At 72.5% G+C, this 21,447-nt stretch carries 23 protein-coding genes; 5 read left to right on the top strand and 18 right to left on the bottom strand.

What is annotated here, in order from left to right:
* Positions 1 to 3: 3 nt before the first annotated feature.
* Together HNR21_RS23940 and HNR21_RS23945 are read right to left on the bottom strand one after the other, a co-directional pair.
* Positions 4 to 1,350, bottom strand: a complete 1,347-nt coding sequence (locus HNR21_RS23940) for a hypothetical protein (RefSeq protein ID WP_182706967.1) — start codon at positions 1,348 to 1,350, stop codon at positions 4 to 6.
* 12 nt (positions 1,351 to 1,362) lie between these two features.
* Positions 1,363 to 6,273 carry a hypothetical protein gene (locus HNR21_RS23945; RefSeq protein WP_182706968.1) on the bottom strand — a complete coding sequence of 1,637 codons (4,911 nt, stop codon included), beginning with the start codon at positions 6,271 to 6,273 and terminating at the stop codon, positions 1,363 to 1,365.
* Positions 6,274 to 6,620: 347 nt separating this feature from the next.
* On the opposite strand from HNR21_RS23945, the gene HNR21_RS23950 reads away from it, so the two are divergent.
* Complete coding sequence (locus HNR21_RS23950) at positions 6,621 to 6,848, top strand: hypothetical protein (protein ID WP_182706969.1); 228 nt, start codon at positions 6,621 to 6,623, stop codon at positions 6,846 to 6,848.
* Here HNR21_RS23950 and HNR21_RS23955 read toward each other — a convergent pair.
* The 13 genes from HNR21_RS23955 to HNR21_RS24015 all read right to left on the bottom strand — a co-directional run bounded on the left by HNR21_RS23955 (position 6,824) and on the right by HNR21_RS24015 (position 16,301).
* On the bottom strand, positions 6,824 to 7,462 hold the full coding sequence (locus HNR21_RS23955) for a hypothetical protein (RefSeq protein ID WP_182706970.1): 639 nt from the start codon (positions 7,460 to 7,462) through the stop codon (positions 6,824 to 6,826). The genes HNR21_RS23950 and HNR21_RS23955 overlap by 25 nt on opposite strands.
* Positions 7,459 to 7,929, bottom strand: coding sequence for a hypothetical protein (locus HNR21_RS23960; RefSeq protein WP_182706971.1), 471 nt, complete (start codon positions 7,927 to 7,929; stop codon positions 7,459 to 7,461). The genes HNR21_RS23955 and HNR21_RS23960 overlap by 4 nt, the downstream gene beginning before the upstream one ends.
* 846 nt (positions 7,930 to 8,775) lie before the next feature.
* On the bottom strand, positions 8,776 to 9,567 hold the full coding sequence (locus HNR21_RS23965) for a hypothetical protein (protein WP_182706972.1): 792 nt from the start codon (positions 9,565 to 9,567) through the stop codon (positions 8,776 to 8,778).
* Entirely contained in the window at positions 9,564 to 10,478 is a 915-nt protein-coding gene (locus HNR21_RS23970; protein ID WP_182706973.1) for a CPBP family glutamic-type intramembrane protease, read from the bottom strand. The genes HNR21_RS23965 and HNR21_RS23970 overlap by 4 nt, the downstream gene beginning before the upstream one ends.
* Entirely contained in the window at positions 10,475 to 11,326 is an 852-nt protein-coding gene (locus HNR21_RS23975; RefSeq protein ID WP_312881210.1) for an SAM-dependent methyltransferase, read from the bottom strand. The genes HNR21_RS23970 and HNR21_RS23975 overlap by 4 nt, the downstream gene beginning before the upstream one ends.
* An 11-nt stretch (positions 11,327 to 11,337) precedes the next feature.
* Complete coding sequence (locus HNR21_RS23980) at positions 11,338 to 12,210, bottom strand: endonuclease/exonuclease/phosphatase family protein (RefSeq protein WP_182706974.1); 873 nt, start codon at positions 12,208 to 12,210, stop codon at positions 11,338 to 11,340.
* Between the two features lie 32 nt (positions 12,211 to 12,242).
* Positions 12,243 to 13,037, bottom strand: coding sequence for an SAM-dependent methyltransferase (locus tag HNR21_RS23985; protein WP_182706975.1), 795 nt, complete (start codon positions 13,035 to 13,037; stop codon positions 12,243 to 12,245).
* A gap of 9 nt (positions 13,038 to 13,046) precedes the next feature.
* On the bottom strand, positions 13,047 to 13,631 hold the full coding sequence (locus tag HNR21_RS23990) for a hypothetical protein (protein WP_182706976.1): 585 nt from the start codon (positions 13,629 to 13,631) through the stop codon (positions 13,047 to 13,049).
* Positions 13,628 to 13,906, bottom strand: coding sequence for a hypothetical protein (locus HNR21_RS23995; protein ID WP_182706977.1), 279 nt, complete (start codon positions 13,904 to 13,906; stop codon positions 13,628 to 13,630). The genes HNR21_RS23990 and HNR21_RS23995 overlap by 4 nt, the downstream gene beginning before the upstream one ends.
* Positions 13,900 to 14,232: a hypothetical protein gene (locus HNR21_RS24000; protein ID WP_182706978.1), complete on the bottom strand. Its 333-nt coding sequence runs from the start codon at positions 14,230 to 14,232 to the stop codon at positions 13,900 to 13,902. The genes HNR21_RS23995 and HNR21_RS24000 overlap by 7 nt, the downstream gene beginning before the upstream one ends.
* A complete protein-coding gene (locus HNR21_RS24005) occupies positions 14,229 to 14,633 on the bottom strand; it encodes a hypothetical protein (RefSeq protein WP_182706979.1) in 405 nt (134 codons plus the stop codon). The genes HNR21_RS24000 and HNR21_RS24005 overlap by 4 nt, the downstream gene beginning before the upstream one ends.
* 62 nt (positions 14,634 to 14,695) lie before the next feature.
* Positions 14,696 to 14,935, bottom strand: coding sequence for a hypothetical protein (locus HNR21_RS24010; protein WP_182706980.1), 240 nt, complete (start codon positions 14,933 to 14,935; stop codon positions 14,696 to 14,698).
* A 136-nt stretch (positions 14,936 to 15,071) separates the two neighbouring features.
* Positions 15,072 to 16,301: a helix-turn-helix domain-containing protein gene (locus HNR21_RS24015; RefSeq protein WP_182706981.1), complete on the bottom strand. Its 1,230-nt coding sequence runs from the start codon at positions 16,299 to 16,301 to the stop codon at positions 15,072 to 15,074.
* Between the two features lie 221 nt (positions 16,302 to 16,522).
* Here HNR21_RS24015 and HNR21_RS24020 point away from each other — a divergent pair, with 221 nt between their 5' ends.
* From HNR21_RS24020 to HNR21_RS24035, 4 genes are read left to right on the top strand one after another with little or no spacing between them, the layout of a single operon-like run.
* Positions 16,523 to 17,680 (top strand): radical SAM protein, encoded by a 1,158-nt coding sequence (locus HNR21_RS24020; RefSeq protein ID WP_220500279.1) that lies wholly within the window; start codon positions 16,523 to 16,525, stop codon positions 17,678 to 17,680.
* Positions 17,677 to 18,291: a dTMP kinase gene (tmk, locus tag HNR21_RS24025; RefSeq protein ID WP_182706983.1), complete on the top strand. Its 615-nt coding sequence runs from the start codon at positions 17,677 to 17,679 to the stop codon at positions 18,289 to 18,291. The genes HNR21_RS24020 and tmk overlap by 4 nt, the downstream gene beginning before the upstream one ends.
* The gene (locus tag HNR21_RS24030) at positions 18,288 to 19,133 is read left to right on the top strand and encodes an endonuclease/exonuclease/phosphatase family protein (protein WP_182706984.1); all 846 of its coding nucleotides are present in this window, start codon (positions 18,288 to 18,290) and stop codon (positions 19,131 to 19,133) included. Before tmk ends, HNR21_RS24030 begins: the two co-directional genes overlap by 4 nt.
* 38 nt (positions 19,134 to 19,171) lie before the next feature.
* Entirely contained in the window at positions 19,172 to 19,978 is an 807-nt protein-coding gene (locus HNR21_RS24035) for an aminoglycoside phosphotransferase (RefSeq protein WP_182706985.1), read from the top strand.
* A 15-nt stretch (positions 19,979 to 19,993) separates the two neighbouring features.
* Here the strand turns inward: HNR21_RS24035 and HNR21_RS24040 are convergent, their stop codons facing one another.
* The 3 genes from HNR21_RS24040 to HNR21_RS24050 form a co-directional block, all read right to left on the bottom strand.
* Positions 19,994 to 20,542 carry a class IV adenylate cyclase gene (locus HNR21_RS24040; protein ID WP_182706986.1) on the bottom strand — a complete coding sequence of 183 codons (549 nt, stop codon included), beginning with the start codon at positions 20,540 to 20,542 and terminating at the stop codon, positions 19,994 to 19,996.
* Between the two features lie 93 nt (positions 20,543 to 20,635).
* Positions 20,636 to 21,052: an HK97 gp10 family phage protein gene (locus tag HNR21_RS24045; protein WP_182706987.1), complete on the bottom strand. Its 417-nt coding sequence runs from the start codon at positions 21,050 to 21,052 to the stop codon at positions 20,636 to 20,638.
* A gap of 1 nt (position 21,053) precedes the next feature.
* The gene (locus tag HNR21_RS24050) at positions 21,054 to 21,434 is read right to left on the bottom strand and encodes a hypothetical protein (protein ID WP_182706988.1); all 381 of its coding nucleotides are present in this window, start codon (positions 21,432 to 21,434) and stop codon (positions 21,054 to 21,056) included.
* Between the last annotated feature and the right edge of the window lie 13 nt (positions 21,435 to 21,447).

A 21,447-nucleotide genomic window follows, 5' to 3' on the forward strand; every position in this document is an offset into this window, starting at 1 on the left:
CGGTCAGACCTCCCGGGAGATGACGCGGATGGTGATCGTGGCGTCGGGGGCGATGGTGCCGCTGGCGGCTTCCACGCACGCGATGTAGGGGACGCCGCAGTCCAGGACGGGCCAGGTGTACGGCATCCCTCCGGTGCCGGTGACCGCCGCCCCGGCGGGGGCTTCGGGGCTGCCGGGGCAGGTGACGGTGACTCGGCGGCGGGTGCCGTCGATCCGCAGGGTCGAGTACTCCGGGATGACGGTGACGTTGACCTCAGCGCACCACCCGCACTCCTCCAGCTCTTCGATCGTCCGGCCGAGGGGGTTGGGGTAGAACCGCACCCGCACGCTGCGGAGCGCGTTGCCGCCGGCGTAGATCTCGATGTCCGGAACCACGTCCGACCAGATGGGGGTGAGCACGCTGGAGGGGATGTCGATGCAATGCCGTCTGCGGGACAGCGGTTCGCAGGCGCACGGATTACCGGGCACCGGCAGGTCCGGCGGTGCGGTGGGCGCGCAGCCGAGCCCGGCCAGCGCGACATCCAGGCACGAGACCGTCACGGGCTCGCATCCGTCCTGGGTGGCCACGCAGTCCGGATCGTTGGACCAGGTGACGCACGCGGCCTCCGGGTCCTCCTCGGTCCAGGTCTCCCCCGGCGCGGTGACGGTGATCGGATCCCGCAGCGCGTGCGGCCTGCCGGCGAGCAGGGTGAACTCGACCTGCTTGGGCGGGCAGGACTGGCAGCAGCCGCAGGACGCGCCCACGGCGCCGGTGACCTTCGGCCCGTCGATCAGCGTCACGTCCCGCAGCGTCCGCCAGTGGGGGGCGGCGCAGTCCTCCACCGTGGTGAAGGCGGGGGCGTCCTCGCAGACCTCCGGGCAGCAGCTCAGGTATCGCAGGTCGTCTCCGGAGCAGCCGCCGCCCGGCCCGCACGCCATCGACCCCCGCAACGCGGAGGCGAGCCAGCGCATCCCGTAGTCGATGCCGCAGCAGGTCGAGCCGAGCAGGATGCCGGTCACAACGATCGTGCGGGGCCCGTACCGGCGGCGTCCGGCCACCGCGCCGTCCCCCAGCCGTTGCACGACAGGCCGTTCCACCGGTGCCGCGTCCAGACCCTCGACGCCGGTCACCAGCAGCCCGGCGAACTCGTAGCTTTCGGGGACGGCGTGGTCGAGCCATGGGGGCGGTGCGTGGGTGTCCAGGACGGGCAGCCGGTACTCCCCGTCTCCCAGGATCAGCGGCAGGTCCGAGCAGTAGCAGTCCCGCACCGTCATCGTGTGCGGTTTCAGCCCGTTGCGGGCGTAGGCGATGGTCCGGGCGGCATTGGCGATCTCCGTGCCGCCCAGGCAGAGCCAGTCCAACAGAGCCAACGTGGGTGCCTCCTATCGAGCCACGGCTGCGGCGATCCGGCGGGACACGGCGCCGCCCACGGCGTCCGGATCGGCGGTGGGCATGTGGACGGTGACCGGTGCGTGAACCTCCACCTGCCGCACCGGCCGCGACCGCCGATCCCCGCCCTGCCCGCCGCCGGTGGCGCGGGAGGCGGCGGCCGGCTGGAGCGCTTCCAGCGCCTGCCGGGAGCGCACCGGCAGCCGGTCGATGTCGGGGGCGGGCACCTGCAGCTGCGGTAGGGCCAGGGCCTGCTCCAGGCTGCGAGTGATCTGCGGTGCGAGCCGGTCCAGTCCGCGCAGGTAGCCGGCGAGGGTGTCCTCACCGAGGCCGGCCATCACCCGCGACGGCGACTTGATCTTGAGGGTGCGTTTGACGGTGGCGGCGACCTGCTCGGCGATTTGCCGCATCAGCTTCTCGATGTCCTTCTGCTGGGCCTTGAGCCCCTCCAGGAACCCCGCCCCCGCCCGGCGGCCGGAGTCAAACAGCAGGTCGGCCGACTGCCGTCCCAGCGACTGGGCCGTCGTGGCGATCTCCTTGCTGGTGCGGTTGAGGTCCCGGATCACGCTGTCCGGTCCGGACAGCAGCGCATCGGCCAGCGCGGCGCCCTGTTCGGGTCCGGCGGCGATGATCTGGTCCAGCAGGTCCCGCGACAGCCCCCTCCTGGCCAGCGCCGCCACGTCGCTTTGGAACTCCTTGAGCAGGGCCAGCCGGTTCCGCAGGGCGGTGGCCAGCGCCTCGGCCGTGCGGGGGACACTGCTGCCCAGCGAGGAGAGCACCCCGGACAGGGACGCGAAGTCGCTGGCCTGGCGGGTGACCTCGGCGGCGCGTTCGTTGGCGGCCTTGATCAGGTCCGTGATCCGCGAGCGCTCGGCGGCCAGGGTCTGCAGCCGCCGGTTGGCGCCACGCAGCCGGGCGATGAGCTGGTCGTCCAGGCGGGTCCGGCGGCCGGCGAACGCGGTCTGGATCTTCTTGACCAGCGCGTTGATCGTCGATTCGATCTTGGACTGTTCGCCGGTCAGACCCTGGACGAAGCCCTGGCCAACGAACTTGCCGATGTCACGGAACACCTTCGACGGCGAGCCGATCCGCAGCAGCGACCGGGCCGCGTTGATGGCGTTGCGGATGGGGGCGGTCGCCGCGGCGACCATCCGCCCGGCCATGGACTGCACCCCGGAGATGAACCCCTGCATCGCCTGCACGCCCAGGGAGTAGAGGGCGGAGCCGAGGCCGGCGAGGGTGCCGGTGATGCGGCCCGGCAGTCCCCGCACTACCGACGCCGCCCGGGACACCCCGGAGGAGAACGCAGCGCCCATGCGGGCCATGGCGCTGGTGGCGAGGGAGCCCAGCCGTCCCGGCAGAGACGCGATCGCGGCCGCGGCCCGGCCGGGGAGCTGCGCCGCGAACGACACCGCCCGCGACACCCCGGCCGAGATCGCGGCGCCCATGCGGGACATGGCGCCGGTCGCGATCGACCACATCCGCGCGGCCAGCGGTGCCAGGGCGGCGGCGAACCGCACCGGGATGGACGCGACCAGCGAGACCAGCCCGCCGAGCATCGACAAGATCCCACGCGACAGGGCGAGGATCGCCTGGACGCCCCACTGGAACATCTGCGTGATCAGGGCCTGGGCCAGGGCCAGCAGGAGCCGCCCGACCGCGGCGAGGATGCCGGGTGCGGCGGCGGCGCCGGCCTGGATGACGGCAGCGCCGATGGTGGCGATGGCCTGCCCGATGACCGGCAGCAGCCGGGGGATCTGCTGCGCGAACGCGACCGCCACATCCAGGAGGAGGTCAACGAGGGACTGGCGGAGCTGCTGCCCGCCGGGTCCGGTGCGGGCGCCGGTGGCGGCCTGCCCCGCCGCCCGGTCCACCCCCTGGCCGAGCTGGGCGGCCATCTCATTGATGACCTGTGGCAGGACCTCACCGGCCCGGCGGATCAGCGACGACAGGCCGTCTGCGATCCGCTGGGCCAGGCCGGGCAGGTGCGTGACCACGGCGTCCCCGGCCGAGCGGATGCCCTGGGCGACCATCGGCAGCAGCGCGCGTAGGGCCAGGTTCATGGCCCGGCCGATCTCCTGGCCGATCGCCGGCAGGTCCCGGGTGGCGAACTGGAACGCGGCTCGCAGCAGGTCCCGGATCCCGGCGGCGATCCGCGGCCCCTCGGTGCGCAGGGACGCCACCACCTGGGTGAACGCCTCCCGCAGCCCTTGGCCGATCTGCTGGCCGACGTCGGCCAGCCGGGCGAGCCCGGACCGCAGCGCGGAGATGAAGGAGGAGATCAGCCCCGGCAGGGCGGCCACCGCACGGGTGAACGCGCTGGTGAGGCCGGAGATGATGCGGGGTGCGAGGTCGGCTATGGCTGCGGGGATGCCGACCGCGATCCGCGCGAGCCCGGACAGGACGGCGGCGGCCAGCCCGGCGAGGGCGCGGGCGGCGACCGGGATCGCCTCCGCGGCGAAGTTCGCGATGCCGGAGCCGAGCTGCCGGAGCGCCGCCACGGCGCCCTCGGTCCGGAACGTCTGGACCAGGCTGGTGCCGAAGGCGCGCAGCCGTCCGAACAGGTCGGCGATGGTGTCTCGCAGCCGGCCCAGGAAGTTCCGGACGGTCTCCGACTGGGAGGCCAGCACTCCGAACGCCGCCGCCACGGCGAGGACGATGGCGGCGATCGGGTGCCGCGCCAGCGACGTCACCAGGGTGCGGCCCAGGCTGGCCGCGTCCCTGCTGGCGAACCGCAGGGCGGGCATGAGCGCGGTAAGCGCCGCCCCCCACGCGCCGGTGGCGATCCGCGCGGCGACCAGCGCCGCCACCAGCGGGCCGAGGGCGGTGCCCAGCGGGGAGTCCGCCAGGGCGGCCAGCCCCTGGGCGACCACCGACAGGACCGGGGCCAGGAGCTGCGCGGCGACCGCCACCGACTGCAGGGCCGACACCAGCACGTTCGCCAGCGCCGGCAGCAGCGGGGAGACGGCCGACAGCAGCTCCCCGAACGCGCGGCCGAGCGCGCCCAGCGCCCCCGACGAGGCCAGCCGCTCCACGGCGAGGCGGACGCCCACGAGGACGTCGACCAGCCCGATCCCCAGCCCCTGGAGGGCGGGCACGATGCCCTCGATCGCCGCGGTCAGGGTCGGGCCAATCTGCCGGGCCAGCGCGGCGACGGTCGGCCCCAAGGTGGCGAGCCCGCCGATCAGGGCCTCGATGACCGGGCCGGTCTGGCTCGCAATGGCGTTGACCGCGCGGAACACCTCGACCAGCTGCGCCTGGCCCCGTGCCGAGTTGGCGAAGTTCGCCAGCCGGTCCGCTAGGGCGGAGATCGACCCGAGGGCGCTGCCGCTGGCCGACTGAATGGCGCGGACAACGCCGATGACGATCCGGCCGAGGTCGGCGAACAGGGCGCCGAGCTGCCGGACGGCGGCGGCGCCCTCCCGCACCCAGCGCAGCGCATCCCCGCTGGCGGCGGCGCGGTCCAGGAACCCGGTCAGTCGGCCGAGGGCCCCGTTGATGGCCGACCCGATCCCGTTGAACGCCGGCAGCGTCGCCCGCGTGAAGCGGGACAGGGCGCCGAGCAGGTTCTCGATCGAGTCCGACCGGACCTGCGCCAGGTTCCGGCGCAGGGTGCCGAAAACCCTGTCGACCAGGCGGACGGCCTCCGAGGACCGCCCGAACTGCAGCGCGGCATCGGCCAGCCGCCCGAACTCGGCGGCGGTCCCCGCCATGCCCTGGCGCAGGGGGCCGCCGAGGTTCCGCGCGACCGCAGTGATGTCGCCTTCGAGCTGCTGGAAGAAGGCGTCCTGGACGGTGTTGCGCAGCCGCTCAAACTCCGGCTGCAGCGCCCGCACCTCGCGGGCCACCCGCTGCGCGGCCGGGGAGAGGTTTTCGAGGGTCTTTTCGAACTCCTCCGCCGACCCGGTCAGGGCGGTGGAGAACGCCTCCCCCACCCCCAGCAGGGCTAGGCGGAGGGTGCCGAACGCGGCCCCGGCCAGCAGCACCGCCGCCGGCAGACCCGCCAGGATCTCCACGGTGGGCGCCAGCACCCCGATCAGCCCGGCCGCGACCGCCGTCAGCCCGGCCAGCGCCGCCCCGAGGCCACCGACCGCGGCCGCGGCTCCGGCCAGTCCTAGGAAGATCCGGGCGAGCCCGGCGAGGTTGCGGCCCAGCCGGTCCGTGTCGACGTTCCGAAACGCCCGGCGGATCCGCTCCCCCGCCTCGGTCGCGCGTCGGACGATCTCCCGGAACCGGGTGTTGTCGATGCGGTCCAGCGCGCGGCGGGCGTCCTCGCTCGCACCGCGGAACGCGAACCAGATGGCCCGGCCCGCCTGGCGGGCCTCATGCTGGATCTGCTGCAGGCGGGTGCGGGACAGGCGTTCGGCCTCCCGCTGCGCCCGCTGCATCTCCTCGGCCAGGCGGCGGACCTCGTCGCCGTCCGAGAAGCGGGCGATCTCGGAGGCGGCGCGGCGGGCCTGCTGCTCCAGCCGCTCCATGTCCCAGGCGGCCTCGCGGGCCTCCCGGGCGATCCGCGCCAGCTCCTCCGGATCGAACGAGGAGAAGGCCCCATCGGCGTCGCGGGCGGCCCGCGCCAGGTCCGCCATCTCCGCGCGGGACCGGGCGGCCTCCTCGGCGACCCGCCGCAGCTCCTCCGGATCCAGGGAGTCGAACGCGGCGTCTGCGGCGCGGGCGACCTCCGCCAGCCGCTCGACCTGCTGGGAGGCGTCATCGGCGCCGTCACCGATCGCATCAGCGAGCCGCCGTCCGGTGTCCTCGGCCTGCCGGGCGATCCGATCGAGATCATCACCGATCTCATCGACCGCGTCGTCGATCGCCTCCTGCAGGCGGCGGCGCAGGTCATCGTCGAACTCGCCGGTCTCGGCGATGATCTCGACGGCCGCCTCGCCGAGGGTGTTGGCCACCGGGCGCTCCCGACAGGGAGTGGCCCGGCCCCTGGCACAGACGGCGTCTAAATGATCAGGCTAGCCTCCCGACCAGCGGCAGCGCCGCCACTCGCCTTTGCCGTCTGCGGACCGGTGAGGGTGCGTAGCCGGGCAGCCGCCCGGCAATCCCGACACCAGCGTGGGCAGCCACGCCGCTGGAAGGCCGGCCCGGCTTCAAACAGGCCGTGTCCGTGCCACTCCGAGGCTGCCCGCGCACGGGTTGTCCGCGCCTTCGCCCACCCATCACCCATGGGAACGGGGGCAGGGCGTGGACAGCCCCGCCCCTGCGCAGATCAGGCCGGCCGGGCCCGTGGCAGGATCTCCTCGTGTCGATGATCGTCCAGTGCAACGGGTGCGGGAACACGTTCAAGCCCGGCAGCAGCGACCACGCCATCAGCGGGGAGCGCACCAACGGCTTGGGCGGCGGGGGCCTGCCCAACGGCCGGTTCGACTGGTGCATGCCCTGCGCCCAGGTCGCGTTTGAGGCCGTCGCCCAGTGCACGACCGACCGGCGGCTGCGGGAGGCCGGCTACGTGGGGCGGTTCGGCGGCTGACCTGGCGGCAGCCGCAGCGCTCCAGAGGACTGCGCCGCGCCCATCGCGGCCATGAACGCCGCACCCTCCTCCTCGGCCAGCCACTGCTGGGTGCGGGGGCTAGCCGCCCGCAACTCCTGAACGGGCGGGCGGGTCAGCTTGGCGTCGAGCTTGTCCCGCTCTTTGCGGTCCGCGCCCTGAATGAGCCACGCGTACACCAGGTTGCAGGCGCGGGCGGGGGCGCGGTCCACCATCTGCGCCAGGTCCACGCCCCGGCCGATCAGCTCCCCATCCAGCTCCGCCCACCGGGCCAGGGCGGTGGCCAGCAGACGGCCGGTCACCCACCAGGGGCGGCCGGTCGCCTGCAGCACCAGCGTCTCCGCAACCTGGTCCAGGTCCTCGGGTTCGAGGGGGTCGTCGGGGTCGTCCAGCCGCTCCACCAGGACCTCCCCGTCCTCAGGGTCGGTGAGCTCCAGCAAAAGCAGCAGCCGCCACCCGGTGACCTGCTCGATCAGGCGGCTGGTCAGCGGCCACCAGGAGCCGGTCAGCGCATAGACCTCGTTGTCGAGGACGTAGGAGCGGGGCGGGCCGCTCCGGGCGATCTCGGCGAGCAGACCGGCCGGGCCGCCGGTCACCGCCGCCGGCGGGAACCGGCGCGCTGCCGGGCCTTACCAGGCCGGGACGCCGCCGACCAGCGCTTCACCAGCGCCACCAGGACGCGGGTCAGATCCTCCAGCTCGAACGGGTCGTCCGGGTCCTCCAGCCGGTCCAGCAGCCGGTCCCGGCTTTCAGGGCTCAGGGTGCTGTCCAGGAACCGGGTGATGGCCGCCATCCGGTTCGGGGCGGACATGGTCCGCGCCCCGGCGGACATCACCAGCGCGAAGGAGGAGTCGGCGGGGCGGTGCGCAACGTACCGTTCCCCGTCGATCTCAAAGGGCAGCTCCCGGTCCCCCTCATCGGCGGCAGGCCGGTCCTTGGCGCTGGTGGTGAACACCAGCTCCTCGGGCACCGGCGGCAGCTCCAGATCGTCGTCCTGGAGATCATCGGCGGGAGCGGTGAGGGCGTCGTCCTCAAGGGCGTCGGGGGCGGCTGTGCCGGGCATGGGGAGCCTCCGTACACAAGGCCCGGCCCCTGGCCAGCGGCGTCACCGATCAGGCTAGCCGCCCCGCCGGGGATCATCCCGCCCCAGGGGCCGGAGAAGATCAGCGTGGCCGTCCGCCGAGTAACGTTCGACGGAACAACAAATCCGCTATTCCCACTCGTGGACCCGATTGCCGTATTTGCGGGTTTTGTCGCAGCAGGCGGCACCATGACATCCCTACCGGGTAAACGTGAGTTCCGAACGTCAAGACCATTACAGCCAGGTTGCAGATTCTTAACTGCGCGCTTGTGACCTGCGGAAACTCCCCTGCACATGCAGGCGTACGATCGCCGTCTGCGATTCGCCCATCATGTGGGCGTCTGGTGCCTTAGTCTCCGCATCGTCTGCGTCTTGTGACATGCCCGCCTGGTACCCCGCGCCAGGTGGTCATCGCCTGGCGCGGGCCGACCCGGACGCCCGTCAAGCGCCGGGGGAAGGGGGAACCGTCCGTATGGGCGAGCCTCCCGACAAGAGGGAACCCGCTGACCCGGACGAGTGGCGATTCAGGCTGATCCTGGCCCTGCTGGAGCTTGTGCAGCTCCTGCTGTGGATCCTGGGTCTCTGGCTCGCCTCCGGGTGGCGGTAGCGGCCTCGTAAGGGGCCGCGGGGCCTGGTACCGCAGCAGGATGGCCACCCAGCGGGTACCAGGCCCCACTCTTTTCACCGACGGCCGACAGGGTGTGATTCTCAGCCGTCAGCGTGTTGCATGGTAGGCCGGTCACCCGGAACAGTGCGGGACAACGCCAAAGAACCGCAAAGGTTGTTTGTGTCATGTGACCTTGACGCTACCGCCTACCAGAGCGGTGCCTACCGCATCAGCGCAGACGGCGCATCCGACACCACCAGCGCCGCCTCGGGCCGCAGACCCGCCTCACGGTCGGCGACGACCTCCTCCTGTGGGGGCTCCGTCCAGAAGGTTTGCAGCCCCGTGGGGACCCCGACCATCCGCCAGGTGGCCAGGGTGGTGCGCAGCAGACCCCGCAGCGCCGGGTCGATCCCGGCGTCCAGGGGAACATGGTGGGGCCAGCGGGCCGTGCGCAGGGAAACCTGGTCCCGGTAGAACAGCGGGCCGAAGACCTCCTGCAAGCCCCGGCTGCCGACCATGGCGGACCAGGCCCCCGGCGCGTCCGCGTCCGCCTGCCGCCGGTAGAAGCGGCCCACCGCACGGATGTCCGCCCACCACACCACCCACAGGCCGGCCCCCTGGCACGGCCCCCAGTGGCAGGCGACCAGCGGCACCTCCGGGTCGCTCTCCCCCACCCCGGAGGGGCCCTCCCAGACCAGGAAGCCGGTACGGGTGGGCGGCTCGATACCGCCGGCGGTGTGCAGGTCGGCGCTGGCGGCGACGGCCCGCGCGGTGGCCTCGGGCCGTAGGACGTACAGGGCGGCGTCGGCGATCCGCCGCGCTTCCTGCCGCGCGTGCTGCTGGTAGCGGCGGGCGGGCGGCAGGTCCTCCAGATCGGGTGGGACGTCGATGAGCCACGCCTGGTCGCTGTAGCCGCTCAGCCACGCGCGGGCGGCGTGGCTCCTCAAAAAGCCGTAGGCGCCGCGCCGGAGTGTCCAGACGTTTCGCGTGGCGTCCTGGGATGTGGTGGTCACAGGCCGCCGCCTCTCACGGCCTGCACGATCAGGAACCATGCGGCGTGCCCGGCCATGAGCGGGACCACCCTGCGGGTGCGCCAGTACAGCCAGACGTTGACGCAGGCCAGCGCCGCCATGGACAGCGCTGGCAGCCCCATGTAGCCGTGCGGTAGGACACGAATGACGGCGGCCAGCAGGTAGACCTGCCACAGCGGACGGTCGGCCGCGCCCAGCAGCAATACCACGGCGGCCAGGAGCATCTCCTCCCGGACCGCCGAGCCGATCGCCGTGACGACCAGCTCCGCCCCTTGGGAGAGGCCCAGGGCGGCGGCCTGGTCGCGGGCGGCGGTCAGGCCCGGTCCCGGCAGCAGCGACAGCCCGATGGCCAGCCACGCGGTGACCCCGGCCGCCAGGGCCGTGGTCATCCCTACGGCCAGGGCCTGCAGGTGCCCGCCCGGCCCCGCCGCCCACCGCGGCCTGATCCCGACCATCTGGCGGGGCATGTGGTGGTGCTCGGCCACGTCCAGGCATAGCCACACCGTGGCGACCGCCAGGGTGGCCGTGCCCACCACGCGGGCGGCCTCACCCGTGTGGGGCAGCAGCCCGGCCCCGAGCACGGCCAGCGCGACCGCCGCCCAGATGCGGCGGCGTCCGTACAGCCACGCCAGATACGCCAGCCACAGGCCTGCGGCGATGAGGGACAGCGCGGCCGGGTTGACCGGCAGGGTGGGCATCTGCGCCCACCCGGCCAGGGCCGCGAACCGCAGGACGCCCTCCACCAGGTCCCAGCCGAGGAGGATGGTCAGCAGACCGGCCAACGGCGGCCACGCCAGCCGCAGGGACATCGGGGGCAGCCGCCGGTCCGGGGACGGCTGCAGCCACAGCAGCGGCTCCGGCGAGGCCGCCAGCCGAGGAGGAGATGCGGTCAACGGTCCTCTCCCGCCTTCACGGCCACCAGCCCGTACTGCAGGGTCGTGTTCCGCTGGGGCGTCTGCGCGTTCGGCCGCCACGCCCAGGTCGCGGTGACGCCCGGCTCCACCACGTGCACCCCGTCCGGGATCAGCCCTGCGACCTGCTCGTAGGTGCGGGGTTTGACCACCGGTCCGCCCCGGGCGACGAACTCCCGCGCCGCCTCCACCAGGCTGGGCTCGGGGGCGTCATGGGAGATCACCAGGGCGCTCCCCGGCGCAACGGCATCCATGTACTGCCACACGGTCCACGCCGCGTCCCCGTCGTCGGGGATGTGCGGCAGGACCGACGCCAGGATGACGGCGACCGGCTCCTCCAGGTCCAGGGTGCGCTCGGCCTGGTCTAGGACCCGCCGCGGGTCGGTCAGGTCCGCGTCGATGTACTGGCACACCCCGGGCGGGCTGCTGGTCAGCAACGCCCGCGCGTGGACCAGCACGACGGGGTCGTTGTCGACGTACACCACCCGCGCGGTGGGGTTGACCTGCTGGGCGATCTGGTGGGTGTTGTCGTCGGTGGGCAGCCCGGTGCCCAGGTCCAGGAACTGGCGGATGCCGTGCTCGGCCGCCAGGCAGCGGACCGCGCGGCCGAGGAAGGCGCGGCCGTCCTGGGCCATGATCTGGATGTCGGGGAAGATCCGCTTGATCTTGTCGCCGGCCGCGCGGTCGACGGCGTAGTTGTCTTTGCCGCCCAGCCAGTAGTTCCAGATCCGCGCCGAATGCGGCACCGACGTGTCGATCCGCGGGGTGGGCGGCTGCTCCTCACCGCCGGAGCCGCGGGGGATGTCATGGGGGATGTCGTGGGGGGTCACCGCGGGGTCCTTTACACGAAGTCGTAGGTCTGGGACAGGTCGATGTGCTCGGGGTGCAGCTCGCAGTACAGGGCCCAGTGGTCGCTGGCACCCTGCGGGTCCAAGGGGCGGAAATTGCGGACCCCCGGCACGACGGGCCGGGTGGCCAGCATCCAGTCCACGCGGATCCCGCCGTGCCCGGTGGGGGCGCACAGCGACTTGTCTCCGGTCATGAGAGCGAAGTGCTCGGCCAGGTCGGTCAGCCGCCCCTGGTGGATGACCCGCCCGACGATCCGGTCTCCCACCGGCGGCTGGTGGCCGGGGTGGGTGCGGCCGGCCAGGTTGTGGTCCTGGGCCTGGGACCAGTCCGGGTCCGGGTCCAGCCTCCAGTCGCGGGGCATGTGGTTGCCGTCCAACCCCACCAGCCCGATCCGCCGGTTACGGGTCACCCGCCCCAGGATGTGCTGCATCTCTATCGCTGCTGCGGCGGCGCTGTAGGGGGTCAGGTGAGCGGAGCAGAACGAGATCGGGAAGTCCACCCCCGGCACCCGCACCGTGGCGACCCCGAACCCGTACAGGGTGGCGTGGGACAGGGTGGTGTCCCAGAACCGCAGCTCCCACTCCTGGGGAACGGCCACCACGTTCCCGCCGGTCGGGGAGTCCGGGCGCAGCAGCCTCTTGCCCGGCAGGTGCTCTGCGATCATCTCCAGCAGGTCCGGCCGGTTGGGATCGTGGACCTCCTGCAGCAGCAGCACATCGGGGATGCCGGGCCGGTCCGGGTCGCTCGGGGTGAGGGCCGCGCGGCTGATGACGTCCATCAGCAGCGGCCACCGGTCCTGGCGCTCTCCGTTGGGGCCGCGGGTGCCCGCCCGGCAGATGTTCCAGCTCAGCACAGTGATCGGCACAGATCACGCTCCGTTCTCGGGGTTGGGGTGTTTCATTTGCGGGCGACGGCGGCCCACTCGTCCACGTCACCCGCCTGCAGCACGTGCCCGTCCTGCCGCCACCGGCAGGTGGGCACCAGCCCGGGTTCCACGACGGCCAGGCCGTCCAGGAACCGGCCGATGGTGCGGGGCAGCCGCAGCTTGATCAGGGGGCGGGCCCGCCGGTTCCACAGCCGCGCCACCTGCTGCATCAGCTCGGGCTTGCTGACGGCGGTGATGTGGCTCAACGCCAGGTGGCTGCCGGGCGGCATCCCGGCCATGACCTCCGCCACGACGCTGCGGGCCAGGGCGTCATCGCCGAGGTGCGGCAACACCCCGCACATCAGCACCCCCACCGGCCGGTCCGCCTCCAGCAGCGGGACCGTCTCCTCCACCAGCACCCGGGGGGCGGCCAGATCGGCGGCCACCACATGGCAGCCGGCATCGGTCAGCAGCGCCCGGCCGTGCATGACCACCAGCGGGTCGTTGTCGACGTAGACCACCCGCGCGCCGGGCGCGTAATGCTGGGCGACCTCGTGCGTGTTGGTGATGCACGGCAGCCCGGCCCCCACGTCCACGAACTGCCGTATCCCGGCCTCCTCCACCAGGTAGCGGACGGCGCGGATCATGAACTGCCGCCGCCAACGGCCCAGGTCGACCACACCGGGGAACACCTCGGCGATGCGCTTACCCAGAGCCCGGTCGGCCTCGTAGTGGTCTTTGCCACCCAGCCAGTAGTCCCACAACCGAGCCGGATGCGGCGTGACGGGATCGAACCCGTCCAGGTCCTCGTCTTCCTCGTAGCTCATGGTGCCCTTTCACCTGTCGGGGGATCGTCGTGTCTGCTCCATGAGCCGCCGACGGACGGCCGCCCGCTGCGTCGGGGTGGCGTCCTCAGCCAGGGCGGCGACCACCGTGCTCCACAACCCGGGAGGCAACCCGGCGTCCTCCTCGGGGGTGGGGGGAGGGTCCGGCAGCTCCACCACGCCCTGGTCCTCTCCCAGGCCCGGGGGCAGCTCGACCGGCTCGGGGAGGGAAAGGTTCTCCAACGCCGCCAGGACGTCCTGATCCCCCCAGCGGGTGTCGGGCACCTCGATCACCAGGCCGGGATCCGGGAGGCGGCCCAGCAGCCCCGGCAGGTCCTCGTCCTGGCCCTCGGTGGGCCACAGCCGGAACGCCCCGTACAGGGCCCGGCAGATGTCGCCGGCGACGGTGCCGCTGCCGCGCAGGTAGCCCAGCTGCAACGCGGTGATCCGCGTGATCTGCGGGCTGGCGAGATGCCGTTCGATGTCCTGACGCACCCGGGCCAGCACGTCCAGGGTGGCGTCGAACCCGGCCAGCAGCGCCGGGTGATCGTGGCGGGCCCGGTCACGGATGGCCTCGATGGTCTCACCGGATCTCACCAGGGCTCCTTCTCGTCTATAGCCGGTTTCCAGGTGCCGTCCGTGCGCCGGCCCGTGTGCTCGGCCAGCTCGCGATGCGCCGCCGCCACCAGCTCGGCCGCCCACCGCCGCCAGGTCGCACCGACCGCATGGGAGGCGGTCCACGGCCCGAACACGGCGATCAGCGCCCGCAGCCACGCCACCCGCACCAGCACCATGTCGGCGGGGTTGGGAGGCGCGGCGGCCCCGGCGATGTCCAGGGGGTTGTGCTCAGGGCCGCCGCGCCGGCTCAGCACCCCGCCGTGGGCGGGGAGGTCTCTCGCGGGTCGGAGGGGGTCAGCAACTGCTGAACGTGCCGGACGGCGTCCTGCAGGTCGCTGGCCGCGCACACCCAGAACGGGGCTCCGGGCTGACAGAGCCACACCCGCTGGTCGGATGTCCGGCAGAGCGCCCACAACTCCGCCGTTCTGCCGTCCCGGGCGGCGGTCAGACCCAACGGCCGGACGGTGACCTCATGGCCCCGCTCGCGCAGCAGCCGGGCCAGGTCCTCCACCACGGCCTGCCGCAGGTCGCCGTCCAGCCCCTCGGTGGGGGCCGGGCCCAGCACCCCCAGCCCGGTCATGCGGCCATCCCGGCGGGCAGCCGCTTGATCTCGTCGTACAGGTCACCGGCCGCGCCGGGCAGGCCACCGGCCCCCCACTCCTCCACCCGGAGAACGTCACCGTCCCGGCGCATCCCGGCCAGCAGCCGGTCGTAGTAGTAGGCGCCCCCCATGCCCAGATGGACGCGGTGCAGCACCCCGACCGCCCCGGCCGGGGAGTCCTGCATGGCCTCCACCAACCGGCGGACGGCGCGGTCACGGTCGTCGCAGACGCCCACCGCACCCAGACGCGGGGTCTCGCCGGGCTCAACGACCGTCCAGGAGAACATCCCGGTGGGACCCGGCAGGCCCGGCTGCCGGTTAAGGACGGTGGTTGTCGCCGGGAGCAGGCCCGCGCCGGTTCCGCTGGTAGGTTCTGGCATAGCCACGGCTCCTTCGTGGTCAGGCCCCGGGGCCCCGGTGCGCGCACACCGGGCCGGGGTCGCTAGCTGTCGGGGGACGTTCCGGGATCCGGCTGCTGGGCGGCCTGGAGCGCGTCGGCCAAGTCCTGGATGGTGTCGGCGGTCAGTTCGGCGCCGGGGTCGTTCCATTTACGGGCCTTCCATGGCCCGTGTTTTCCACCGGCCTCCAATACGCGCCATATATCCCATTCGTGCCCGTATTCGGCGATCAGCCGCTCGGCGGGGCTGGGCTGAGGTGCGTCCACTGCCATGACCAGCTCCATGACCGTCTCCGACTCCCCCGGCTTGTTCAATGCCGTTGAATGCCGTTGACGGTACGAAGCGTCACCGCCCCGTAACAGCGATGGGGCGTGGCCGTTTGGCCACGCCCCATCCGGAAGGGCTACGTTACGTATCCCTTCACATGTTGATGCCCATGAAGTCGGCCAATTCCCGGGTGCGCTGGCTGGGCATCCGCGGCCGCGCGTCCATCAGCTCCCGTACCGCGTCGCGGGCGTACTGCTGGTAGCGCAGCCAGTGCGGGTGCTCCCGCCGGATGGCCGTCAGGATGTCCTCCGCCTTCTCCACGTTCCCCGTGCGCGCATGAGCGACGGCAAGGTCCAGGCGGTGCCGGTCCCACCCGGACGTGTTGCCCCGTCCCACGTCACGGGGGATTCCCGCGGCCAGCTCCAGGGCCTTGTCGGGGCGGTCGTCCAGCATCTCGATCTCCACGGCCAGCATGGGGCCGTTCATGGGGCCGAACGCCTTGTGCCCCGACAGGTCCTGGTACTGGCGTCCCAGCCGGGTGCCCGCAGTGGAGGCGATCGAGGCGTACTCCCGGGCCTCCTCCATGCGGTTGTTGCGGGCAGCTGCGGCGGCGGCGCGCAGGAACATGTAGCCCCACCCGCACAGCTCATCCGGGGTGGCCTTTGACATCTTGGGCTCGATCTGGTCGGCGGTGGCCACACACAGCTGCTCAACCTCCGACAGCCTTCCCTGCCGCATCATCGCCCATGCCTGGCTGCACACCGCCGCCGCCGCCAGCGGGGTGTGGCCGATCTCCAGGGCGTCCCGCAAAGAGGCGTGCAGCGCGATCAGCGCCAGGTCATGCGCGCGGATCTGGATGAGGTAGCGGCCGGTCAGCCCGGTGATGTCCGCCCGAAGCCGCAGCGCCTCCCGCCGGTCCGGCCCCTCGCTGTCGAAGTAGTCCACGTGGTGATGGGCGCTGCGCACGAGCGCCGGCATCATCTGCGCCAGGTCGTCATACCGGTCCCCGTGGTAGGCCGCCGCGACGGAGGAGATGGCCTGCTTCAAGCTGCGCAGGTCCACCAGTTCCGCATCCGCCGTCCCGTACAGGGGCTTGCCCGCCAGCCCGATCGGGGGGTTGATGGCCGACCGCATGTCCGCCAGCACCGTGTCGTCCACGGCGGCCTCGACGGGTTCCGGGGAGGACGCGGACACGAACCAGACGGTCCGCACTCCTAGCGCCTTGGCCAGCTTGTGGTAGGTCTCCATCCGCGCCGTGCCGCCCTGCTCGATTTTCTTGATCACGGCGAGGCTGAGACCGCTGTGTTCAGCCAGCTCTTCCTGGGTCATCCCCCGGCTGCGCCGGAGGTTACGCACGCGGTCGGAAATGGTACCTTCCTCCATAGGCCCTGCACCTTTCTTGATGTTCCGTCACCATCAGGCTACGGCGCAGGGCCTAATTACGTTAGGGATAGGCCATGACTTCTCCTCAGGGGCTACGTTCCGTATCCCTTTGGCGGGCGGCGTCCGCGAACGGCCACGAACCGCACCTTCACCCGTGGTGCGGCTCGGGTCACAGTGAAGGGCGTCGTAGGGAACCCCGAGCCCTCCCTGGGAGGCCGCCAGTGAAACGGCTGATCGTCGATACGCACGCCGCCTCGTGCTACTTCCGGACCTCGGTGCCCGGTGACGGCCGTAAGGCCCTGGTGCAGATCACCGAGCGCTGCAACCTGCATTGCGCGCACTGCTTCGTGTCCTCCACCCGGGAGGGCCTGGACATGGCCTATCAGGATCTGGTGGAGATGGTGGTGCCGCGGCTGCTGGCGGCCCGGGTGCGTCGCATCACCCTGACCGGCGGTGAGCCGTTCGCCCACCCGGACCTGCTGCGCCTCTGCCGACACCTGACCGGGCTGGGCCTGCCGGTGGGCATCTGCAGCAACGCCACCTTGATCAGCGACGAGCAGATCGCCGAGCTGGCCGCGCTGGGCGGCGTGCACGTCAACGTCAGCCTGGACGGCTTCTCTGCCGACAGCCACGGCAAGTTCCGCGGGAACCGCAGCTCCTTCCAGATCACCGTGGACACCATCCGCCGCCTGGCGGACGCCGGGCTGCTGCAGGGGCTGCTGTCGACCCCCAACGCCCTGACCTTCCCCCGGGAGTTCGAGGAGCTGTGCGCGTTCGCCGTCGAGGTCGGCGCGGAGTACGTGCTGATGAACCCGCTGTCGTCCATGGGGCGGGGGGTCAAGAGCAAGGACCGGATGGCGGCCGACACTGCCGTCATGGACGAGATCCGCCGCCTCACCGACCGGTTCCGCGGCCAGGGCGTCGACGTGGTCCACATCCGCTTCCCCAACGGCGGCCAGGAGGGCAAGCCGCTGAGCGGCTGCGATGCCGGGAAGCTGATCTACGTGTTCGCCGACGGCGAGGTCGCCGTGTGCCCCTACCTGGTGTTCGCCGCCCGCACCCCCCACTCCCAGCATCCCGACAGCGACTTCCTGGTCGGCAACATCTTGGACCCCGCCATCGCGGACACGGCGGTGGCGGATGCGCTGGACGGCTACGACACCGGCCGTCTGGCCATGGGCGTCAACCCCACCTGCACCTCCTGTGGCATGAACAGCCGGTGCGGGAAGGGCTGCCCGGCGGCCGTCATCGCCTCCGGCGGCCGCATCGGCGGCGTGGACACCGGCCAGTGCCCCGTCACCGGCCCTGCTCCCGCCGGTCCGCTGCTGCAGATCGGCCGCCCCCCGACCCGCCCGGCCCGACCGGCTGGGTCGGCATGACCGCGACCGGCCGGTTCCTGGTCCTGGAGGGCCCCAACGGCGTGGGCAAGACCACCACCGCCGCCGCGCTGGCCGACCTGCTGCGCAGCCGCGGGGACCGCGTCCACGTGACCGGTGAGCCCTCGACCGCTCCGCTGGGCCGCCTGATCCGCGCCCACGAGGCCGAGCTGACCGGGCGGGCGCTGGCGCTGGCGGTGGCCGCCGACCGCAGCCACCACCTGGACACCGAAATCGTCCCCGCCCTGGCCGCCAGCGCCACGGTGATCTGCGACCGGTTCATCCCCTCCTCCCTGGTCCTCCAGCAGCTGGACGGCCTGGACCCGCGGGAGGTCTGGTCCTACAACGCCGCGCTGCGGCCGATCCCGGACATCACCGTCTACCTGATCACCGCCCCCGCTACGATCGGGGCCCGGCTCGCCCAGCGGCCCCGCCGGTCCCGGCTGGAACAGGCCGGCAGCCCGGACCGGGAGCTGGCCCTGTACCAGCAGGCACGGCGCTTCCTGGACGGGCAGGGATGGCGGCAGATCACGATCGACTGCCGGGACCTGCCCGCAGATCAGGTGGCCGCGCGGATCCTCGCTCACCTGCCCCGAAAGGACCCGGCACCATGACCCACGGCAGCACGCGGGACACGCGGGAGGTGTCGGTGCTGACCCTCAACATCGGCGCCGCCGCCCGCCCCCGCGCCGAGCAGCTCCTCACCTGGCTGGTCGACGCCGGCCACGATGCCGGCCACGACGTCGTCCTGCTGACCGAGACCAGCGCCGGACCCGGCACCGCCTACCTGCTGGACCACTTCGCCCGCGCCGGCTACACCATCGTCAACACCCCCGACCACGGTGACCGCGGCGCGGCGCTCATCACCCGCATCCCCGTCCTGGACCAGCCGGTGCAGTTCAAGACGGTGACCATCCCCGGGCGGGTGGCCGCCGCCGTGCTGGACACCCGGCCCCGGCTGTGCGTGGCCGCCGTGTACGTGCCCAGCCGCGACCGCAGCACCGACAAGACCGACCGCAAACACCGGTTCCTGACCTCGCTGCAGGACGCGCTGGCGACGCTGCCGGACCACCAGCGGGACGGGCTGCTGCTGGGCGGGGACTACAACGTCATCGCCCGCACCCACCAGCCGTCCCTGCCCGGATTCCTGCCGTTCGAGTACGACTTCCTCGACCACCTGCACGCCCTGGGGCTGGTGGACGTCCACGACCACCATCACCCCGACGCCCCGCAGCCGCACTCCTGGATCGGGCGGACCGGCGACGGCTACCGCTACGACTACCTGCACCTCGCCCGGCCCCTCGCAGGCCGGATCACCGGCTGCGCCTACCTGCACACCACCCGCCAGAACCGGCTGACCGACCACGCCGCCGTCACCGCGACCCTGCGCCTGGACCAAGTCCAGCGGCTTCCGGTCCAGGCCGTCACCGCCGACGACGACCTCGCTCTGTTCTGACCCTCCCCTGACCTCACCGAAACGGAAGTCCAGCTCGTATGGCCGATCGTGCTGCGCTGATGGAACAGTGGTTCGCCACCGCCGCCCGCGACCTGCACCTGACCGTCTGCGGGGAGGCGGTGCGCGGGGTCGGTGACCGGACCCTCAGCGGCCCCGCCGCCACTCCCCGCGGGGACGCCGTCTGGCTCCGCGTGCTGGCGGTCCCGGAAGACCTGGCACACGGCCCTGTGTGGGAGGGGCCGGTCACCTCCCAGGAGGTCACTGGCGTGTACCGGCCACGGCTGATGCACTGCCTGACCTGGGCCGAGCACGGGCATGTGGTCCGGGCGGAGGTTTGGAAACGGATCATCGAGCCGGCCTGTGCCGCGCACGAGACCCTGACGAACGATCCGCGGCTGCCCGCCGGATGGTGGGAGCGGCTGCACGCCTCCCTGGACCGGCTCGCCGAGCATCCCACCCAGCGGATGCCCCGCCCTCCGGAGCAGATCACCGTGGCGCTGCGGCAGGCGTACGGGCCGGACGTCCCCACGCGGGTGGAGCGGTGGGTGACGCAGCACGGGGACCTGCGCTGGTGCAACCTCACCCGTACCACCCCCTACCTGCTGGACTGGGAGTTGTGGGGGCTCGCCCCCGCCGGCACCGACGCCGCCACCCTGTACTGCACCAGCCTCCTGGTCCCCCACGTGGCCGCAGAGGTCTACCGGCAGTTCCGCCATGTGCTGGACAGCCCGGACGGCCGGATCGCGCAGCTGTGCGTGTGCATCCAGCTCACCCGGCACCCGGACTGCGGGCCGCTGCGGGAGCCGTTGACCCGGCTGGCGTATCGGCTCCTCACCTACGCCTGACCAGCCGCAGGGCGGTCAGGCGTGGGACAGGGCGGCGCGGACCAGGGAGTCGTAGGTGTCGCTGGTCCGCTCCAGCCCCACCTCCTCGCCCAGCGACCGCGCCCACTCGTCCAGCTCGGCCTGCACCGCCTCCCCCGACTCCTGCGGCCTGACCACCCGCTCCAGCTCCACGAAACAGCCGGCGTGCTCGACCTCGTCCACGCAGATGCCGATCTCTCCCAGGCGGCCGGTGCGGCGCCGTTTGACGATCCGCACGGTCGGCCGCCAGCCCATCAGCTGTAGCGCCCGCGCCATCTCCTCCCGGTCGGCCACGGTGGTCTCGTGCTCCAGGCACGCCATCTCGTTGTCCACCGGCTGCTTGACCGTGAACAGGTGGACCCCGTCCTGGGTCCGCAGCCGCGCGAACGCGATCCCCACCTTGGAGTCCCCGTACGACCAGGACGCCGGCGCGAACGCCTGGTCGTCCTGCAGCACCGGGAGGGACAGCAGTACGCCGCGGGCCGCCAGCGCCTTCTCCAACGCCGCCACGTCACCGGCCCGGTATTTGACCTCGATCTCCTGCACCAGCCGCCTCCTTGTTCACAAGGACCACGGCAGCCTAACCAGCCTCACCGCCGGGGCGCGGCCTGTTCCGGCCATCCCACCCAAGACCTGGGGTCAGCGCTCGACCACCGGGTAGGGCACCGTTTGTCGCAGTGCCCGTACCAGCCACTGGTCTCCGGGCATCCCGCGGACCTGCCGGGCGTAGACGATCCGGCCGCCGACCTCGAACCGCAGGAACTGGGCGCGGACCGGGCGGATGGGGCGGCCGCGCGGCCCGTAGATGCCGGTGCCCTCGTGCAGCCACCAGCCGACCTTCGAGGGTGTCCAGACCCGGCCGATCACGAGGGTGCCGCGGGTGCGGACGCTGCTGGTGATGCTGGCCCGGGTCGTCCCCGTGCGGACCCGGATGTTCAGCTTGGCCCGGGTCTCGGTGCGGCGGGTCAGGGCGGTGACGTGGTCGTGCACCGGGCCGCCGGGCTGCCGCAGCAGCCGATCGAGAGCGGCCCGGTCCAGCCGCACCCTGGCCGCCATCTCAGCCTCCTCGCCTGCCCGCACGGCCTGAGCGGGCGGGGCGGCGCGGCGCCGCTTGGGTGCGGGCGGCGTTCCTGGCGCTGGGCGGGTCCACCCGCCGCGCGGCGCTCGTTCGTACCACCCGCGGAATCGGGACGGGCTCCCCGTCCAGGGTGGCCAGGGAGAGTTTGCCGTCTGCGGCAGCGCCCAGCACGGCGGGGGTGACGTCCAGTTCCTCGACGTGCCCGCGGCGCTGGCCCAGGACGTTGGTCTGCCAGGTGGCGATGACCCGCTCCGGCATCCCCTCCCCGCTACCCGGCTCGGAAGCGGCGACGGTGGTGGCGGGATCGGTGGGGGCGGTGGGGTCGGTGGAGCTGGCCGGGGCGGTGGGCTCACTGCTCATGATCATGAGCATA

The organism is Thermomonospora cellulosilytica, assembly GCF_014138835.1.
GTDB lineage: Bacteria > Actinomycetota > Actinomycetes > Streptosporangiales > Streptosporangiaceae > Thermomonospora > Thermomonospora amylolytica.

Coding starts and splice junctions, on each gene's coding strand:
- HNR21_RS24015 (WP_182706981.1), bottom strand. CDS start 16,301: ATGGAGGAAGGTACCATTTCCGACCGCGTGCGTAACCTCCGGCGCAGC.
- HNR21_RS24030 (WP_182706984.1), top strand. CDS start 18,288: ATGACCCACGGCAGCACGCGGGACACGCGGGAGGTGTCGGTGCTGACC.
- HNR21_RS24035 (WP_182706985.1), top strand. CDS start 19,172: ATGGCCGATCGTGCTGCGCTGATGGAACAGTGGTTCGCCACCGCCGCC.
- HNR21_RS23985 (WP_182706975.1), bottom strand. CDS start 13,037: ATGAGCTACGAGGAAGACGAGGACCTGGACGGGTTCGATCCCGTCACG.
- HNR21_RS24050 (WP_182706988.1), bottom strand. CDS start 21,434: ATGAGCAGTGAGCCCACCGCCCCGGCCAGCTCCACCGACCCCACCGCC.
- HNR21_RS24010 (WP_182706980.1), bottom strand. CDS start 14,935: ATGGAGCTGGTCATGGCAGTGGACGCACCTCAGCCCAGCCCCGCCGAG.
- tmk (WP_182706983.1), top strand. CDS start 17,677: ATGACCGCGACCGGCCGGTTCCTGGTCCTGGAGGGCCCCAACGGCGTG.
- HNR21_RS24045 (WP_182706987.1), bottom strand. CDS start 21,052: ATGGCGGCCAGGGTGCGGCTGGACCGGGCCGCTCTCGATCGGCTGCTG.
- HNR21_RS24000 (WP_182706978.1), bottom strand. CDS start 14,232: ATGACCGGGCTGGGGGTGCTGGGCCCGGCCCCCACCGAGGGGCTGGAC.
- HNR21_RS24005 (WP_182706979.1), bottom strand. CDS start 14,633: ATGCCAGAACCTACCAGCGGAACCGGCGCGGGCCTGCTCCCGGCGACA.
- HNR21_RS23960 (WP_182706971.1), bottom strand. CDS start 7,929: ATGCCCGGCACAGCCGCCCCCGACGCCCTTGAGGACGACGCCCTCACC.